This window comes from Streptomyces sp. NPDC090119, assembly GCF_044747085.1.
In the GTDB taxonomy this organism is placed as follows: domain Bacteria; phylum Actinomycetota; class Actinomycetes; order Streptomycetales; family Streptomycetaceae; genus Streptomyces.
Genome location: NZ_JBIVDK010000007.1, coordinates 81,743 through 98,137, shown reverse-complemented (window position 1 = coordinate 98,137; position 16,395 = coordinate 81,743). Strand labels below are relative to the sequence as shown.

The 16,395-nt window shown below is 73.4% G+C and carries 15 protein-coding genes; 14 read left to right on the top strand and 1 reads right to left on the bottom strand.

What is annotated here, in order from left to right; genetic code table 11:
* Positions 1-63: 63 nt before the first annotated feature.
* On the top strand, positions 64-2,211 hold the full coding sequence (locus tag ACIPPM_RS27565; protein ID WP_401452630.1) for a primosomal protein N': 2,148 nt from the start codon (positions 64-66) through the stop codon (positions 2,209-2,211).
* 85 nt (positions 2,212-2,296) lie between these two features.
* Here the strand turns inward: ACIPPM_RS27565 and ACIPPM_RS27560 are convergent, their stop codons facing one another.
* Positions 2,297-2,827 (bottom strand): hypothetical protein, encoded by a 531-nt coding sequence (locus ACIPPM_RS27560; RefSeq protein ID WP_401452628.1) that lies wholly within the window; start codon positions 2,825-2,827, stop codon positions 2,297-2,299.
* Positions 2,828-3,165: 338 nt separating this feature from the next.
* Here ACIPPM_RS27560 and fmt point away from each other — a divergent pair, with 338 nt between their 5' ends.
* From fmt to ACIPPM_RS27495, 13 genes are all read left to right on the top strand, one after another.
* Positions 3,166-4,098, top strand: coding sequence for a methionyl-tRNA formyltransferase (gene fmt, locus ACIPPM_RS27555; RefSeq protein ID WP_401452626.1), 933 nt, complete (start codon positions 3,166-3,168; stop codon positions 4,096-4,098).
* 80 nt (positions 4,099-4,178) lie between these two features.
* Entirely contained in the window at positions 4,179-5,597 is a 1,419-nt protein-coding gene (locus ACIPPM_RS27550) for an RsmB/NOP family class I SAM-dependent RNA methyltransferase (protein WP_401452624.1), read from the top strand.
* A 156-nt stretch (positions 5,598-5,753) separates the two neighbouring features.
* Positions 5,754-6,440: a ribulose-phosphate 3-epimerase gene (gene rpe, locus ACIPPM_RS27545; protein WP_030810562.1), complete on the top strand. Its 687-nt coding sequence runs from the start codon at positions 5,754-5,756 to the stop codon at positions 6,438-6,440.
* A gap of 90 nt (positions 6,441-6,530) precedes the next feature.
* Positions 6,531-7,574 carry a sugar-binding transcriptional regulator gene (locus tag ACIPPM_RS27540; protein WP_401452622.1) on the top strand — a complete coding sequence of 348 codons (1,044 nt, stop codon included), beginning with the start codon at positions 6,531-6,533 and terminating at the stop codon, positions 7,572-7,574.
* Between the two features lie 65 nt (positions 7,575-7,639).
* The gene (locus ACIPPM_RS27535; RefSeq protein ID WP_401452620.1) at positions 7,640-8,092 is read left to right on the top strand and encodes a ribonuclease domain-containing protein; all 453 of its coding nucleotides are present in this window, start codon (positions 7,640-7,642) and stop codon (positions 8,090-8,092) included.
* A complete protein-coding gene (locus ACIPPM_RS27530) occupies positions 8,089-8,424 on the top strand; it encodes a barstar family protein (protein ID WP_401452618.1) in 336 nt (111 codons plus the stop codon). Before ACIPPM_RS27535 ends, ACIPPM_RS27530 begins: the two co-directional genes overlap by 4 nt.
* A gap of 126 nt (positions 8,425-8,550) precedes the next feature.
* Positions 8,551-9,993: a GuaB1 family IMP dehydrogenase-related protein gene (locus ACIPPM_RS27525; protein ID WP_401452616.1), complete on the top strand. Its 1,443-nt coding sequence runs from the start codon at positions 8,551-8,553 to the stop codon at positions 9,991-9,993.
* Between the two features lie 105 nt (positions 9,994-10,098).
* Positions 10,099-10,551 (top strand): Lrp/AsnC family transcriptional regulator, encoded by a 453-nt coding sequence (locus ACIPPM_RS27520; protein WP_030810550.1) that lies wholly within the window; start codon positions 10,099-10,101, stop codon positions 10,549-10,551.
* A 99-nt stretch (positions 10,552-10,650) separates the two neighbouring features.
* Positions 10,651-12,855 (top strand): nitrate- and nitrite sensing domain-containing protein, encoded by a 2,205-nt coding sequence (locus tag ACIPPM_RS27515; protein WP_401452613.1) that lies wholly within the window; start codon positions 10,651-10,653, stop codon positions 12,853-12,855.
* Positions 12,845-13,282, top strand: a complete 438-nt coding sequence (locus ACIPPM_RS27510) for a roadblock/LC7 domain-containing protein (RefSeq protein ID WP_393599730.1) — start codon at positions 12,845-12,847, stop codon at positions 13,280-13,282. The genes ACIPPM_RS27515 and ACIPPM_RS27510 overlap by 11 nt, the downstream gene beginning before the upstream one ends.
* Positions 13,283-13,288: 6 nt before the next feature.
* Entirely contained in the window at positions 13,289-13,666 is a 378-nt protein-coding gene (locus ACIPPM_RS27505; protein WP_401452611.1) for a DUF742 domain-containing protein, read from the top strand.
* Positions 13,667-13,849: 183 nt separating this feature from the next.
* Positions 13,850-14,644, top strand: coding sequence for a carbon-nitrogen hydrolase family protein (locus ACIPPM_RS27500; protein ID WP_401452609.1), 795 nt, complete (start codon positions 13,850-13,852; stop codon positions 14,642-14,644).
* A 53-nt stretch (positions 14,645-14,697) separates the two neighbouring features.
* Positions 14,698-16,395, top strand: a complete 1,698-nt coding sequence (locus ACIPPM_RS27495) for a flavin monoamine oxidase family protein (RefSeq protein WP_401452607.1) — start codon at positions 14,698-14,700, stop codon at positions 16,393-16,395.

The window sequence follows — 16,395 nt, the reverse complement described above, 5'->3', positions numbered from 1 at the left end:
GCCTCGGCGTGTTCCGGGTAGCTCGCGGACGGTGCTGTCAGTGGTCTTTGGAAGAATGCAAGCGTGAGCAGCGAGAACGGGCCGGGGGGCGGCGGGGCCGAGGGGCCGCCGCCGGAGCAGCTCGCGCTCATCCGGGAGAGCGTGCGCGGCGCCGACGTACCGCGCGCCAAGCCGCGCACCTGGCGGGGGGCGGCGCTCGCCAAGGACCGGCCGGTCGCCCGGGTGCTCGTCGACAAGGGCGTGCTCCACCTCGACCGCTACTTCGACTACGCCGTGCCCGAGGAACTCGACGCCGACGCGCAGCCCGGTGTGCGGGTCCGGGTGCGGTTCGGCGCCGGGCGGCACCGGGTGCGGGACGGGCGCCGTGAGGGCGGAGGCCTGATCGACGGCTACCTGATCGAGCGACGTGACGACTCCGACTACGCGGGCCCGCTCGCCGCCCTCGCCCAGGTCGTCTCCCCGGAACCGGTGCTCGGCGAGGAACTCCTCGGACTCGCCCGCGCCGTCGCCGACCGGTACGCGGGCAGCCTCGCCGACGTGCTGCAACTGGCCGTGCCGCCGCGCAGCGCCCGCGCGGAGAAGCGTGCCTCCCCCGAGCCCCTCCCGGCGCCCCCGGCCCCGGACGCGGGCACCTGGGCCCGCTACGAGCACGGTCCTGCCTTCCTCGACGCCCTGGCCTCCGGCGGTTCGCCCCGCGCGGTGTGGAACGCGCTGCCGGGACCCGAGTGGAGCGAGGAGATCGCCCGCGCCGTCGCCGCCACCCTCGCCTCGGGACGCGGCGCGCTGGTCGTCGTCCCCGACGGCCGCACCGCCGCACGGGTCGACGCCGCGCTGACCGACCTACTCGGCAAGGGCCGCCACGCGCTGCTCACCGCCGACGCCGGACCCGAGAAGCGGTACGCGCAGTGGCTCGCGGTACGGCGCGGCTCCGTACGGGCCGTCGTCGGCACCCGCGCCGCCATGTTCGCGCCCGTCCAGGACCTCGGTCTCGTGGCCATCTGGGACGACGGCGACGACAGCCACAGCGAACAGCACGCCCCTCAGCCACACGCCCGCGACGTCCTGCTGCTGCGCGCCTCCCTCGACAAGTGCGCCTTCCTGGTGGGCAGTTGGAGCTGCACGGTGGAGGCCGCCCAGCTCGTCGAGAGCGGCTGGGCGCGCCCCCTGACCGCCGGGCGCGACCAGGTCCGCCGCACCGCGCCGCTGGTACGCACCGTCGGGGACACCGACCTCGCCCGCGACGAGGCCGCCCGCGCCGCCCGCCTGCCCAGCCTCGCCTGGCAGGCCGTCCGGGAGGGGCTGAAGACCGGCCCGGTGCTGGTGCAGGTGCCCCGGCGCGGATACGTGCCCCGCCTGGCCTGCGCCCAGTGCCGGGCGCCCGCGCGGTGCGCGCACTGCGCCGGGCCGCTCCAGGCGCAGGACGCCGGGGCGCTGCGCTGCGAGTGGTGCGGGCGCGAGGAGCACTCCTGGCACTGTCCCGAGTGCGGCGGCTTCCGGCTGCGCGCCCAGGTCGTCGGCGCGCGCCGCACCGCCGAGGAACTGGGGCGCGCCTTCCCCGCCGTCCCCGTACGCACCTCCGGCCGTGAGCATGTCCTCGACACCGTGCCGGACGCGCCCGCCCTGGTCGTGAGTACACCGGGCGCCGAGCCGGTCGCCGAGGGCGGTTACGCGGCGGCGCTGCTGCTCGACGGCTGGGCCATGCTCGGCCGTCCCGACCTGCGCTCCGGCGAGGACGCGCTGCGCCGGTGGATCGGGGCGGCGGCACTGGTCCGGCCGCAGGGGGAGCGGGGGACCGTCGTGGTCGTGGCCGAGCCGACCCTGCGGCCGGTGCAGGCGCTGGTGCGGTGGGACCCGGTCGGGTTCGCGGTGCGCGAGCTGGCCGAGCGGGCCGAGCTGGGCTTCCCCCCGGTGTCGCGGATGGCGGCCGTGTCCGGGACGCCCCAGGCGGTCGCCGAGTTCCTCGCCGCCGTCGAGTCGCCCCCGGACGCCGAGGTGCTGGGTCCGGTACCGCTGCCCCCGACGCTGCCCGGCCGCCCGCGCAGGCCCGGCGCGCCACCGCCGGGGGAGAGCTGGGAACGGGCGCTGATCCGGGTACCGCCCGGCAGCGGCGCCGCACTGGCCGCCGCCCTCAAGACGGCCCAGGCTGCCCGGATGGCCCGCGGGAGCGCGGAGCCGGTGCGGGTGCGGGTCGACCCGCCGGACATCGGCTGAGGCCCTGGCGGGCAGGGCATCGTCGCGTGTCCGGGCGTGCGAACGCCCTCCCGGGCGGTGCCGGGAGGGCGCGGGGTGAGCCGGGTCAGCCGCTGCTGCGCGGGCCGGGGAAGGCGGGCGGCCGTGGGTCGTCGCGGAGGGTGGAGCTGCCCGCGGTCGGCTGGGTCGGCATGGAGCGGGCCGCCGGGACGGTCGGCATGCCGGTGTTGATGGTGCGGGTGCCCGAGGGCTCGGTGGCCCGCTCGGCATCGGCCGCGGCCTGGGCGGCGGCCCGGCGGGCGCCGTAACGGCGGTGCACGGCCTGCTTGGTGACGCCGAGCGCGGAACCCACCGCGTCCCAGGAGAAGCCGAGCGAGCGGTCGAAGTCCACAGCCGCCGTCACCAGGGTCTCGACGCTGTCCCGGAGTTCCTGGGCGAGGCGGACCGTCGGCGCGGGGGCGCGTCCGTAGACGACGAAGCCGGTCGACGGGCCGGAGCGGCGGGGGCGGTAGACGTTGCCGAGCTGGGCGGTGAGGGTGCGCAGTGCGTCCACCTGCCGGCGGACCCGCTCGATGTCCCGCACCAGCAAGTGCAGGCTGGCACGGGCCTGGGCGTCGTGGGTTGCGTGGTCGGCCATGGACAAGCCTCTCGAACCGGCGTTGAAAGGAAGTGGGCGGCTGAAGCGGGGGCTTGAGCGGCCCGAAGTGGTCAACTCTCTCTTGACCAACGCGTGGACGCTCCGCTGGTCACGGGGTGGGGGCGTGCGGAGTGTGTTTGTACGCCGGGGTCTCCCACCCGCGCACCACCCGTTCACTGTCGGCCGGGAGGCTGGACGACATGTGGGGGCCTGTCGCCGTCGGCGGCCTCGGGCGGGTGGGCGGCGGGGAACGGCGCCTGCGGCGATCTGACATTCGCCCGCCGTCATAGACTGGTCCGCTGCCCGTCCGCCGTCGATCGAGAGGCTCGATCCCGCCCATGAAGCTCGTCTTCGCCGGTACCCCCGAGGTCGCCGTTCCCGCCCTGGACGCCCTGATCGCCTCCGGGCGGCACGAGGTCGCCGCCGTCGTCACGCGGCCCGACGCGCCCGCCGGGCGGGGCCGCAGGCTGGTCGCCTCGCCCGTGGCCGAGCGGGCCGAGGAGGCCGGGATCGAGGTGCTGAAGCCGGTCAGCCCCCGCGACCCGGCGTTCCTGGAGCGCCTGAGGGAGATCGGCCCGGACTGCTGCCCGGTCGTCGCCTACGGCGCCCTGCTGCCCCGCGTCGCCCTCGACATCCCCGCCCACGGCTGGGTCAACCTGCACTTCTCGCTGCTGCCCGCCTGGCGCGGAGCCGCGCCCGTGCAGCACTCGATCATGTCGGGCGACGAGATCACCGGCGCCGCCACCTTCCTCATCGAGGAGGGCCTGGACTCCGGCCCGGTCTACGGCACCGTCACCGAGGAGATCCGCCCCACCGACACCAGCGGCGACCTGCTCACCCGGCTCGCCTTCGCCGGGTCCGGGCTGCTCGCGGCCACCATGGACGGCATCGCGGACGGCACCCTGAAGGCCGTACCGCAGCCCGCCGAGGGCATCACCCTCGCGCCGAAGATCACGGTCGAGGACGCCAAGGTCGACTGGGCGGCGCCCGCGCTGCGCGTCGACCGGGTGGTGCGCGGCTGCACGCCCGCCCCCGGCGCGTGGACGGTGTTGCGGGGCGAGCGGCTCAAGCTGGTCCAGGTCACGCCCGTGCCCGAGCGGACCGACCTCGCGCCGGGTCAGCTCGCCGTCGGAAAGAACAGCGTGCACGTGGGCACCGGCTCGTACGCCGTCGAACTGCTGTGGGTGCAGGCCCAGGGCAAGAAGCCGATGCGGGCCGCCGACTGGGCGCGCGGGGCGCGGATCGGCGAGGGCGAGACGCTCGGCGGCTGACACCCCGCGAGTGGGGGGTGACGGTCCGCCGACGTACGCTGGTGATCGCACCCCCCTGAAGCACATCCGGAGCACCTTTCGTGAGCGAGCAGTCCCGTCGGCCGCAGCGGCCCGCCAAGCCCTACCGGCGCCCCCAGAAGGACCCCGTCCGCGTCCTCGCCTTCGACGCGCTGCGCGCGGTGGACGAACGGGACGCCTACGCCAACCTCGTGCTGCCCCCGCTGCTGCGCAAGGCGCGGGAGAACGGCGACTTCGACGCGCGGGACGCCGCCCTCGCCACCGAGCTGGTCTACGGCACGTTGCGCCGTCAGGGCACGTACGACGCGATCATCGCCCGGTGTGTCGACCGGCCGCTGCGCGAGGTGGACCCGCCGGTGCTCGACGTGCTGAGCCTGGGTGCCCACCAGCTGCTCGGGACGCGCATCCCCACCCATGCCGCCGTGTCGGCCTCGGTCGAGCTGGCCCGCGTGGTGCTCGGCGACGGGCGGGCCAAGTTCGTCAACGCCGTGCTGCGCAAGATCGCCCAGCACGACCTGGACGGCTGGCTGGAACTGGTCGCGCCGCCCTACGACGAGGACCCCGAGGACCATCTCGCCGTCGTCCACTCCCACCCCCGCTGGGTCGTCTCCGCACTCTGGGACTCCCTCGGCGGCGGCCGCGCGGGCATCGAGGAGCTGCTCGCGGCGGACAACGAGCGGCCCGAGGTCACCCTCGTCGCGCGGCCCGGCCGGGCCACCGCCGAGGAACTGCTGACCGAGGACGCCGCCGTGGCCGGTGACTGGTCGCCGTACGCGGTACGGCTCACCGAGGGCGGCGAGCCGGGCGCGGTGACGGCCGTGCGCGAGGGGCGGGCCGGTGTGCAGGACGAGGGCAGCCAGCTGGTCGCCCTCGCCCTCGCCAACGCGCCCCTGGACGGCCCCGACGAGAAGTGGCTCGACGGCTGTGCCGGTCCCGGCGGCAAGGCCGCGCTGCTGGCCGCCCTCGCCGCCGAACGCGGCGCCACCCTCCTCGCCGCCGAGAAGCAGCCGCACCGCGCGGGCCTGGTCGCCAAGGCGCTGGCGGGCAACCCCGGCCCCTACCAGGTGATCACCGCGGACGGCACCCGTCCGCCGTGGCGCTCCGGCACCTTCGACCGCGTCCTGATGGACGTCCCCTGCACCGGCCTGGGCGCCCTCCGCCGCCGCCCGGAAGCCCGCTGGCGCCGCCGCCCCGAGGACCTCGACAACTTCGCCCCGCTCCAGCGCGCCCTCCTCCGCACCGCCCTGGACTCCGTCCGCGTCGGCGGCGTGGTCGGCTACGCCACCTGCTCCCCGCACCTGGCCGAAACCCGCGCGGTGGTCGCCGACCTCCTCAAGCAGCACCCCGACGCCGAACTCATCGACGCCCGCCCCCTCCTCCCCGGCGTCCCCGACCTCGGCGAAGGCCCCGACATCCAACTCTGGCCCCACAAACACGGCACGGACGCCATGTACCTGGCCCTGATCCGCCGCACGGCGTGAAGCACTTGGGACACGTCTGAAACCCCGCTGAGGGCAGCCGACCCAGGGGCGCGGGGAACTGCGCGAACAACCCCCACCGGGCCGGCACCCGAAGAACGACCGCACCTCCACCGGGCCGACGCCGCACCCCCCGGAGGGGCATGGCAGGCTTGGCCCATGGCCGCGCAGATCAACCCCAGCATCCTGTCCGCAGACTTCGCCCGCCTCGCCGACGAGGCGAAGGCGGTCGAGGGCGCCGACTATCTCCATGTCGACGTCATGGACAACCACTTCGTCCCGAACCTCACGCTCGGCACCCCGGTCGTGGAGTCCCTGGCCCGCGCCACGGACATCCCGCTGGACTGCCACCTGATGATCGAGGACCCCGACCGCTGGGCCCCGCAGTACGTGGAGGCGGGCGCCTCCTCGGTGACCTTCCACGTGGAGGCGGCGCACGCCCCCATCCGGCTCGCCCGTGAGATCCGCGCCAAGGGTGCCCGCGCCGCCATGGCGCTGAAGCCCGCGACGCCGATCGAGTCGTACGAGGACATGCTCCCCGAGCTGGACATGCTGCTGATCATGACGGTCGAGCCGGGCTTCGGCGGGCAGGCGTTCCTCGACATCACGCTGCCCAAGATCCGCCGCACCCGCGACCTGATCGCCAAGCACGGCCTGCAGATGTGGCTGCAGGTCGACGGCGGTGTCTCGGCCGAGACGATCGAGCGCTGCGCCGAGGCCGGAGCGGACGTCTTCGTCGCCGGATCGGCCGTGTACGGCGCCCAGGACCCGGCCGAGGCGGTCCGGGTGCTGCGCGCGCAGGCGGACCGCGCGATCGCCGATTCGTCCTGGGCGTGCGGCCACTGAGCCACGCCGAGGTGAACGGTTGAGAGAAGGCCACCCATCAGGGCGGAAGCGCGGCGCCGGATCTGCGAGGATGAACGGCGAATCCAGAGTGTGAACAGCAGTGAGGAGAGCGCCGTGTCGGGTATGTCGGCGGGCCGGTCAGCCATGCGGATGGGACCCGCTGAGCTGGTGCAGGCGGCGGCCATGGCCCGCCGCTTCTACCTGGAGGGAAAGTCCAAGATCCAGATCGCGGAGGAGTTCGGCGTCAGCCGCTTCAAGGTGGCCCGGGTCCTGGAGACCGCCCTCGAACGGGATCTCGTCCGCATCGAGATCCGCGTCCCGGCCGAACTGGACGCCGAGCGCTCGGACGCGCTCCGCGCCCGGTACGGCCTCAGACACGCCGTCGTGGTCGAGTCCCCGGCCGACGCCGAGGAGACCCCCGACCCGGAGAACCTGGGCGAGGTCGCCGCCGAACTGCTCGGTGAACTCGTCGACGAGGGCGCTGTCCTCGGCCTCGCCTGGGGCCGCTCCACCATCCACATGGCGGCCGCGCTCGACCGGCTGCCGCCGTGCACGGTGGTACAGCTGACGGGCGTGTACGACGCCGGGACCGCCGAGCGCGGCTCCGTCGAGGCCGTCCGCCGCGCCGCCCAGGTGTCCGGCGGCGACGCCCACCCCATCTACGCGCCGATGCTGCTGCCGGACGAGGCCACCGCCGCCGCCCTGCGCAACCAGACCGGGATCGCCCGCGCCTTCGAGTACTTCGACAAGGTCACGGTCGCCTGCGTCTCCATCGGCTCCTGGGAACCGGGCATCTCCACGGTGCACGACATGCTCAGCGACGAGGAGCGCGCGCACTACGCCTCGCTCGGTGTCGCCGCCGAGATGTCCGCGCACCTCTTCGACGCCGACGGCCGCCGCATCGGACGCGACCTGGGGGAGCGGTGCATCACGGTCAAGACCGACCAGCTGCGCCGTATCCCGGAGGTCGTGGCCATCGCGGGCGGCCAGCGCAAGGGCCCGGCGATCGACGCGGTGCTGCGCTCCGGGCTGGTCACCAGCCTGGTGACGGACACCTCGGCCGCGGACTACCTGCTCACCGCGGGCCCCACGCCGAAGGCCGCGCTCAGCCGCGCCGACCCCGACGGGGTCTGAGGACCGGCCGCCCGAAATCCGGCGGAACGCTGCCACGGCGGGCGCGCCGTGGCAGCATCTGCGGCATGCTGTCGCGGTTCGTCCCCCAGATCCTCAAGAGGAACAGCGGCCGGGCACGCCTGTTCGCCGGTGTGCTCGCCGTCCTCGGTGTCCTGCTGGCCGGCTGCGCCGGCATGGACACGGCCCCCGAGCCTCCGGCCGCCTCGCAGCAGACCGGCTCGGTCCCGGCGTGGGCCGAGGGCATGGCCACCGTCCCGGAGTCCCGGCTGCCCGCCGAGGCCCGGCGGACCCTCGCCCTCATCGACAAGGGCGGCCCCTATCCGTACGCACGGGACGGGATCGTCTTCGGGAACTTCGAGGGCCATCTGCCGAAGCACCAGCGTGGCTACTACCACGAGTACACCGTGCCCACCCCGGGCGTCGGGAGCCGGGGTGCCCGGCGCATGATCACCGGGGACGGCGGGGAGTTCTACTACACCGATGATCATTACAACTCGTTCCGGGCGGTGCTGAGATGAGTGAAGACCTTGTCGACCGGGTCGCGGTCACCCTCGACCTCAAGGGGGTCCGCGACAAGGCCGGACTGATGGACCAGGTCGTGACCGCGCTGAACCTGCCCGACTGGTTCGGCCGCAACTGGGACGCCCTGCTGGACTCCCTCTCCGACAACACCGTCTGGCCCCCGGCCGCGATCGAGCGCGGGCTGCTGGTCGTCGTGCGGAACTGGGAGCCGTTCGCCGAGCTGAACGGGCAGGAGTGGCGCATCGCGCGGGACGTGTTCTCCGAGGCGGTCGACCGCACCTCGTTCCTCGACGTGATGCTTGCCCTTGGAGGAACCTCCGAGCTGTGACCCGGTGTCCCTGGAGGTTCAGCGGGGGCATGATCAGGCCCCTGGCATGGGACAATGAGGTACGTGCTCTTTCCCCCTGGCGCACCCGTCAGGGGGTCACCTCTGATCGACCGGGATGTGCGGCACGTGCGTTTCCTCAATGACATCCAGCCCGCCTACGACCTGACGTACGACGACGTCTTCATGGTGCCGAGCCGTTCCGCGGTCGGCTCGCGGCAGGCGGTGGACCTCGGCTCTCCCGACGGCACCGGCACCACCATTCCGCTGGTCGTCGCCAACATGACCGCCATCGCGGGCCGCCGGATGGCGGAGACCATGGCCCGGCGCGGTGGCCTGGTGGTCATCCCGCAGGACATTCCCATCGACGTCGTCACCGAGGTCGTCACCTGGGTCAAGAGCCGTCACCTCGTGCTGGACACCCCGATCGTGCTGTCCCCGCACCAGACGGTGGCCGACGCGCTGGCCCTGCTGCCCAAGCGGTCGCACAACGCCGGGGTCGTCGTGGACGGCGACCACCGTCCGGTCGGCGTCGTCACCGACCAGGACCTCAGCGGGGTCGACCGCTTCACCCAGCTCGAAGTGGTCATGTCCCGCGACCTGTTGCTGCTCGACGCCGACATCGACCCGCGCGAGGCCTTCAACACCCTGGACGCGGCCAACCGCCGCTACGCCCCGGCCGTCGACGCCGAGGGCCGCCTCGCGGGCATCCTCACCCGCAAGGGCGCCCTGCGCGCCACCCTCTACACCCCGGCCGTGGACGCCGACGGCAAGCTGCGCGTCGCGGCGGCCGTGGGCATCAACGGCGACGTGGCGGGCAAGGCCAAGCAGCTGCTCGACGCGGGCGTGGACACCCTCGTCATCGACACCGCGCACGGCCACCAGGAGTCGATGATCAGCGCGGTCCGCACCGTGCGCGCGCTCGACCCGCGGGTGCCGATCGTCGCGGGCAACATCGTCTCCGCCGAGGGCGTCCGCGATCTGATCGAGGCGGGCGCCGACATCGTCAAGGTCGGTGTCGGACCGGGCGCGATGTGCACCACCCGGATGATGACCGGCGTGGGCCGCCCGCAGTTCTCCGCCGTGCTGGAGTGCGCGGCCGAGGCGCGGAAGTACGGCAAGCACGTGTGGGCCGACGGCGGCGTCCGCCACCCGCGCGACGTGGCCATGGCCCTCGCGGCCGGTGCCTCCAACGTCATGGTCGGCTCCTGGTTCGCGGGCACCTACGAGTCGCCCGGCGACCTCCAGCAGGACGCCAACGGCCGCCTGTACAAGGAGTCGTTCGGCATGGCGTCGGCCCGCGCGGTGCGCAACCGCACCTCGGAGGAGTCGTCGTACGACCGCGCCCGCAAGGGGCTCTTCGAGGAGGGCATCTCCACCTCGCGGATGTTCCTCGACCCGGCCCGGCCGGGCGTGGAGGACCTGGTGGACTCGATCATCGCGGGCGTCCGCTCCTCCTGCACCTACGCGGGTGCCGGTTCGCTGGAGGAGTTCGCCGAGAAGGCCATCGTCGGCATCCAGAGCGCGGCCGGGTACGCCGAGGGCATGCCCCTGCACGCCAGCTGGAGCTGACCCCGCACACGCCCGCGACCTGCGCGCTCCTGGTGCGGGGACGGGCGGGGCTCGTGTTCTACTTCGTAGGAGAAGTGACCGTACCGACGAAGTGAACCACCCCCTGTGCTGAACGATCTCGACGAACGCATCGTGCACGCCCTCGCCGAGGACGCCCGCCGCTCCTACGCGGACATCGGGCAACTGGTCGGCCTGTCCGCACCCGCCGTGAAGCGGCGGGTGGACCGGCTGCGGGCCACCGGAGCCATCACCGGGTTCACCGTCCGGGTGGACCCGGCGGCCCTCGGCTGGGAGACCGAGGGGTACATCGAGATCTACTGCCGCAGCAACACCTCGCCGGAGACCATCCTGCGCGGTCTGGAGCGGTACCAGGAGGTGGTGGCCGCCTCCACGGTCACCGGGGACGCGGACGCCATCGCCCAGGTCTTCGCCTCCGACATGCGGCACTTCGAACGGGTCCTGGAGCGGATCGCCGGGGAGCCCTTCGTGGAGCGGACCAAGTCGGTGCTGGTGCTCTCGCCGCTGCTGCGGCGCTTCTCGTCGGGCGCGCCGGGCTGATCGCGGGGGCCGGGCTACCTACGGTAACCATTGCGCTCCCTGGAGCGATCCCGTAGGTTGACCGGCACTTTCTACCGACTGGTAACCGGCAGGTGATGCATGCGTCGGCCCGTCTGGCGTCCCCGTACCATCCGCGCCCGCATCATCGCCCTCGCCCTGGCCCCGGCCCTCGCCCTGACCGTGCTCTGGAGCTTCGCGATGGTCTCCGTCACCGGCGAGTTACGGGCCCTGATCCGGCTCCAGGGGGTCTACGAGGACTACGGCACCCCCGTGGACACCGCGATCGGGCAGATCCAGATCGAGCGCCGGATGTCCGCCGCCCACCTCGGCGACCCCCGCGCGACCGAACCGGCGGCAGCCCTCCTCGCCCAGCAGCGCCGCACCGACCGCGCGGTCACCGCCATGCGCCGGGCCCTCGCGAGCGGCGACCGGGACCGGCTCACCGCCCGCCAGCGCCGGGCCCTGGACGCCATGGCCACCGCCACCACGAAGCTGGAGGCGCTGCGCCGTGACGTCCTGTCCCGGCGGATCGGCTGGGACCAGGCCGTCACCCGGTACAACGCCCTGGTCGAACCCGGCTTCGCCGTCGAGTCCGCGCTCACCGCCCTCCAGGCCGGACAGCTCGCCCGCGAGTCCCAGACCGTCATCGAGCTGGTCCGGGTCCGGGAGTTCGTGTCCCGGGAGGACGCCCTGGTCGCCGGGGCACGGGCCGCGGGCACCCTGACCGCACCGCAGTACGCCCTGCTCACCGCCGCCATCGAGGACCGCCGCCTCTTCGAGCGGACCTACGCGCCCGAGCTGCCCGCCGACTCCTACGCCCGGTACGAGGAGTTCCGCGACGGCGACCTGCACCGGGCACTGGAACGCGCCGAGGACGCCCTGCTCACCGCCGGGGTCGGCGGCGCGGACCAGGCCGTCGCCGCGGGCACCTGGCGCTCGGTCGCGGACCGGGCCGTGCACAGCTACATGCGGCTGTGCTCCAGCGCCGCCGAGCACTCCGCCGCGCGCGGACGGGCCTTCGCCTACCGGGAGTTGACCAAGGCCGCCGTCGTCGGCGCGGTCGGGCTGGTCGCCGCCGCCCTCTCCCTGTGGCTCGCGGTACGCGGTGCCCGGCGCGTCTCCCGGAGGCTGGAGAACCTGCGCGACGCGGCCGACCTGCTCAGCACCCGACAACTCCCCGACGTCATGCGCCGGTTGAGCGCCGGTGAGCGGGTCGACGCGGTTGCCGAGGCCCCGCCGCTGGCCGCCGGCGAGGTGTACGACGACGAGATCGGCCAGGTCGGCCGCTCCTTCAACACCGCCCGGCTCGCCGCCGTCGAGGCCGCCGTCCACCAGGCCGCCCTGCGCCGGGGCCTGTCCGCGGTGCTGCTCAACATCGCCCGCCGCAACCAGGCGCTCGTACACCGGCAGTTGAAGCTCGTCGACACCCTGGAGCGGCGCACCGACGACCCGGACGTGCTGCGCGAGCTGTTCCGGATCGACCACCTCACCACCCGGATGCGGCGCCACGCGGAGAGCCTGATCATCCTCTCCGGTGCCGCACCCGGCCGCCGCTGGCGCGGACCCGTACCCGTCGCGGACGTGGTCGCCTCGGCGGTCGGCGAGATCGAGGCATACGCCCGGGTGGTCGTGCCGCCGATGCCGGGGGCCGGGATCGCGGCCGACGCCGTCGCCGACGTGGCGCACCTGCTGGCCGAACTGCTGGAGAACGCCACCCTGTTCTCGCCCCCGCACACCGAGGTCACCCTGCGCACCGAGCACGAGGACGGCCGCCTCGTACTGCGCGTCGACGACCGGGGCCTCGGCCTCGACGCCGGACAGCGCGAAGAGGCGACCCGCACCCTGCGGGACCCCGACGCCTTCGACCCGACCCGGCACGACCGGCTCGGCCTGTACGTGGTCGGCCGCCTCGCCGCCCGGCACGGCATCGAGGTGAGCCTCGGGGAATCCCCCTACGGGGGCACGACCGCCACGGTGCTGCTCCCGGCCGGGGTGCTGGCGACCGTCGAACCCGCTCGGGGCCGCCCGGCCCCCACGCCCCCGAGCCCCCGCAGACCGGTGCGCACCCCGATATCGGCGTCGCCCGGCACCGCCGCGCTGCCCACCCGCACCCGGCAGGCGTCCCTCGCCCCGGAACTCCGCGCCGACCCGCCGCCCGCCGACGACACCCCGCTCGGCGCGGCCGACCCCGAGGAGATGCGGGCGCTGTTCGCCGCGTTCCAGCGGGGGCTGCACAACGGCCGCAACGGCCTGCCCGCCGACGTCAACGCCGACGAAGGGACGGACACCGACGATGTACGGTGACGATCTGAACCCGGAGAACCCGGCCGTGCCCCAGGGCGCGCCCGGCACCGACCTGGGCTGGCTGCTCGACGATCTCGTGTCGCGCACCGAACACGTACGCCAGGCCGTGCTCCTCACCGCCGACGGGCTGCCGCTCAGCAGCTCCGACGGCATGCGCCGCCGCGACATCGAGCATCTGTCCGCCGTCTGCTCGGGCCTCCAGGGGCTCGCCGACTCGGCGGGGGACCGGTTCGCCGCCGGGGAGGTCCGGCAGACCATGGTCATGCTGGAGGACGCCTACCTCTTCATCACCCCCGCCGGACACGGCAGCAGGCTCGCCGTGCTCTGCGAGGCCCGCACCGACGTGGGGCAGCTCGCCCACGAGATGGCCCTCCTCGTCCGCCGCCTCGGCCGCCATCTGGACGCCGCGGCCCGCTCGGCGCCGTGACCGGCGGTGGACGAGGAGTACTGGTACGAGGAGGACACCGGGGCGATGGTCCGCCCCTACACCGTCACCGGAGGCCGCACCCGGCCCTCGGAGCGGCACGCCATCGACCTGATGTCCCGGGTCACGGCCCTGGAGCCCGGCCCGGACGGCCCCGGCGTCGACCACCCCCGCGCGGAGCTGCTCGGCCATGTCCGGCGCGGCCCGCGCCCGGTGGTCGAGCTGGCCGCCGACGCCGATCTGCCGCTCACCGTGGTCCGCGTCCTCCTCGGTGACCTCGCCGAACAGGGCCTGATCCGCATCGACGCGCCCCGCCGCCTCCCGGTGCACGACGCCGCCGACCCCGAACTGCTGCGGGAGATCGTGGCGCGACTCCGCGAGCTGTAGCCGAGTTCTACGCGCGTGCATCCGTGGCACGCGCAATGAATCGCCGTTCGGGTGCCCGGCGACGCAACGAACCGCGCACCGGCGCGCAACGGGTGCTTCTTGTCCGGGTGAGCGCGCCGACCGTACCGTCTAACTGGCTTCCCGATGCCCCCCGAACCCCCATTTTTCCGGTGAGGATCACGCATGCGCACCGCCCTGCTCCAGAGCTCCGGCCGCCCCGGCTCCGTCGCCGAGAACCTCAAGGTCCTCGACGAGGCCGCGGGCCGTGCCGCCGAGGCGGGCGCCGGGCTGCTGGCCGCACCGGAGATGTTCCTGACCGGGTACGCGATCGGCGGCGAGATCCCGCACCTCGCCGAGCCCGCCGACGGCGACTCGGCCGACGCGGTCGCCGACATCGCCACCCGGCACGGCCTGGCCGTCGCCTACGGCTACCCCGAGCGCGACGGCGACACGGTGTACAACTCCGCGCAGATCATCTCCGCCGAGGGCGCCCGGCTGGCCAACTACCGCAAGACCCACCTCTTCGGCTGCTTCGAGCGCGACCACTTCACGCCGGGCGAGCGGCAGGTCGTGCAGACCGAGCTGAACGGCCTCACCGTGGGCCTGCTGATCTGCTATGACGTCGAGTTCCCGGAGAACGTCCGCGCCCACGCGCTGGCCGGTACCGACCTGCTGATCGTGCCGACCGCGCAGATGCACCCGTACCAGTTCGTGCCGGAGTCGATGATCCCGGTGCGGGCCTTCGAGAACCAGATGTACGTGGCCTACGTCAACCGGGTCGGCCAGGAAGGGGAGTTCGAGTTCGTCGGGCTCACCACGCTGGCCGGGCCCGACGGGGTGGCCCGCGTCCGCGCCGGGCGCGCCTCGGCCGAGCTGGTGTTCGCCGACGCCGACCCCGCCTTCCTGGCCGCCTCCCGTGAGGCCAACCCGTACCTGAAGGACCGCCGACCCGGTCTGTACGGCTCGCTCACCGTCTGAACCTCCCTCCCCACAGTTCCTCGCAGTACTTCCGCGCAAGGAGTCCGTACCCCATGACGTCCACGGTGCCCAACGCCGTCGAGCACGCCGACGAGCAGCAGCCGCCGATCACCATGTTCGGCCCGGACTTCCCCTACGCCTACGACGACTTCCTCGCCCACCCGGCGGGCATCGGCCAGATACCGGCGACCGAGCACGGCACCGAGGTCGCCGTCATCGGCGGCGGTCTGTCCGGCATCGTGGCCGCGTACGAGCTGATGAAGATGGGCCTCAAGCCCGTCGTCTACGAGGCCGACCAGCTCGGCGGACGGCTGCGCACGGTCGGGTTCGAGGGCTGCGACGAGTCGCTGACCGCCGAGATGGGCGCGATGCGCTTCCCGCCGTCCTCCACGGCCCTGCAGCACTACATCGACCTCGTCGGGCTGCACACCCGCCCCTTCCCCAACCCGCTGGCCGAGGGCACCCCGTCGACCGTGGTGGACCTCAAGGGCGAGTCGCACTACGCGGAGACCGTCGCCGACCTGCCGCAGGTCTACCGGGACGTCGCCGCCGCGTGGAACAAGTGCCTGGAGGAGGGCGCCGACTTCTCCGACATGAACCGCGCCATGCGCGAGCGTGACGTGCCGCGGATCCGCGAGATCTGGGCGAACCTGGTCGAGAAGCTCGACAACCAGACCTTCTACGGCTTCCTCTGCGACTCCGAGGCGTTCAAGTCCTTCCGGCATCGCGAGATCTTCGGCCAGGTCGGCTTCGGCACCGGCGGCTGGGACACCGACTTCCCCAACTCCATCCTGGAGATCCTGCGCGTCGTCTACACCGAGGCCGACGACCACCACCGGGGCATCGTCGGCGGCTCCCAGCAGCTCCCGCTGCGCATGTGGGAGCGCGAGCCGGAGAAGATCGTCCACTGGCCCTACGGCACCTCGCTGGCGTCGCTGCACGTGAACGGCGAGCCCCGCCCGGCCGTGACCCGGCTGAACCGCACCTCCGGCAACCGGATCACGGTCACCGACGCGAACGGCGACATCCGTACCTACCAGGCGGCGATCTTCACCGCCCAGTCCTGGATGCTGCTCTCCAAGATCGCCTGTGACGACTCGCTCTTCCCGATCGACCACTGGACCGCGATCGAGCGCACCCACTACATGGAGTCCAGCAAGCTCTTCGTGCCCGTGGACCGCCCCTTCTGGCTGGACAAGGACGAGGAGACGGGCCGGGACGTCATGTCGATGACGCTCACCGACCGCATGACGCGCGGTACTTACCTGCTGGACGAGGGTCCGGACAAGCCCGCCGTCATCTGCCTCTCCTACACCTGGTGCGACGACAGCCTGAAGTGGCTGCCGCTGTCCGCGAACGAGCGGATGGAGGTCATGCTGAAGTCGCTCGGCGAGATCTACCCGAAGGTCGACATCCGGAAGCACATCATCGGCAACCCGGTGACCGTCTCCTGGGAGAACGAGCCCTACTTCATGGGCGCGTTCAAGGCCAACCTGCCCGGCCACTACCGCTACCAGCGCCGCCTGTTCACGCACTTCATGCAGGACCGGCTGCCCGAGGACAAGCGGGGCGTCTTCCTCGCCGGTGACGACATCTCCTGGACGGCAGGCTGGGCCGAGGGCGCGGTCCAGACCGCGCTGAACGCGGTCTGGGGCGTCATGCGGCACTTCGGCGGCGAGACCGACCCGACCAACCCGGGCCCCGGCGACGTCTACGACGAGATCGCGCCGGTCGAGCTGCCCGAGGACTGA

Coding starts and splice junctions, on each gene's coding strand:
- ACIPPM_RS27560 (WP_401452628.1), bottom strand. CDS start 2,827: ATGGCCGACCACGCAACCCACGACGCCCAGGCCCGTGCCAGCCTGCAC.
- fmt (WP_401452626.1), top strand. CDS start 3,166: ATGAAGCTCGTCTTCGCCGGTACCCCCGAGGTCGCCGTTCCCGCCCTG.
- rpe (WP_030810562.1), top strand. CDS start 5,754: ATGGCCGCGCAGATCAACCCCAGCATCCTGTCCGCAGACTTCGCCCGC.
- ACIPPM_RS27535 (WP_401452620.1), top strand. CDS start 7,640: ATGCTGTCGCGGTTCGTCCCCCAGATCCTCAAGAGGAACAGCGGCCGG.
- ACIPPM_RS27530 (WP_401452618.1), top strand. CDS start 8,089: ATGAGTGAAGACCTTGTCGACCGGGTCGCGGTCACCCTCGACCTCAAG.
- ACIPPM_RS27515 (WP_401452613.1), top strand. CDS start 10,651: ATGCGTCGGCCCGTCTGGCGTCCCCGTACCATCCGCGCCCGCATCATC.
- ACIPPM_RS27510 (WP_393599730.1), top strand. CDS start 12,845: ATGTACGGTGACGATCTGAACCCGGAGAACCCGGCCGTGCCCCAGGGC.
- ACIPPM_RS27500 (WP_401452609.1), top strand. CDS start 13,850: ATGCGCACCGCCCTGCTCCAGAGCTCCGGCCGCCCCGGCTCCGTCGCC.
- ACIPPM_RS27495 (WP_401452607.1), top strand. CDS start 14,698: ATGACGTCCACGGTGCCCAACGCCGTCGAGCACGCCGACGAGCAGCAG.